This window comes from Mesorhizobium sp. M2C.T.Ca.TU.002.02.1.1, assembly GCF_003997225.1.
Window position 1 is genome coordinate 1 of record NZ_RZTO01001369.1, and the last position, 808, is coordinate 808.

1 protein-coding gene is annotated in these 808 nt (G+C 64.2%); it reads right to left on the reverse strand.

The window, feature by feature from the left end:
* Nucleotides 1-59: 59 nt before the first annotated feature.
* On the reverse strand, nt 60-808 hold a 749-nt coding region (locus EOD07_RS36160; protein ID WP_127238491.1), incomplete at its 5' end, for an aldehyde dehydrogenase family protein.

Consider the following 808-nt stretch of genomic DNA (forward strand, 5'->3'; position numbering starts at 1 on the left):
CATCAAAACAAGAGATAGGGCGTTTCGCCGTTTCCGTGAAACGGTGAAACGCACTGGTCTCAATCGATGTCGAACGACACGCCCTGTGCCAGCGGCAGCGCCTTGGAGAAGTTCACCGTGTTGGTGGCGCGGCGCATATAGGCCTTCCAGGCATCCGAGCCGCTCTCGCGGCCGCCGCCCGTCTCCTTCTCGCCGCCGAACGCGCCGCCGATCTCGGCGCCCGAGGTGCCGATGTTGACGTTGGCAATGCCGCAATCCGAGCCGTCGACGCCGAGGAAACGCTCCGATTCCTGCAGGTCGCGCGTGAAGATCGACGACGACAGGCCGGCGCCCACCGCATTGTGCAGCTCGAGCGCCTCGTCGAAATCGGTGTATCTCATCACATAGAGGATCGGCGCGAAGGTCTCTTCCGTCACCGGCGAAACCTGCTTCGGCATCTCGACCAGCGCCGGATGCACGTAATAGGCGTCCGGATGGCCGTTTTCGAACCGCGCGCCGCCGGTCACCTTGCCGCCATGGGCGATGGCTTCCTTCAGCGCCTTCTGCATGTTGTCGAAGGCCGCCTTGTCGATCAGCGGACCGACCAGTGCCTTGCCTTCCAGCGGATTGCCGACGGAGACGGACTGATAAGCCTTCTTCAAGCGCGGCAGGAGCGCGTTGTAGACGCTGTCATGCACGAACAGGCGCCTCAGCGTCGTGCAGCGCTGGCCGGCGGTGCCCATGGCGCCGAAGGCGATGGCTCTGAGCGCCATGTCGAGATCGGCGGTGGGCGTCACGATGCCGGCATTGTTGCCGCCGAGCTCAAGCA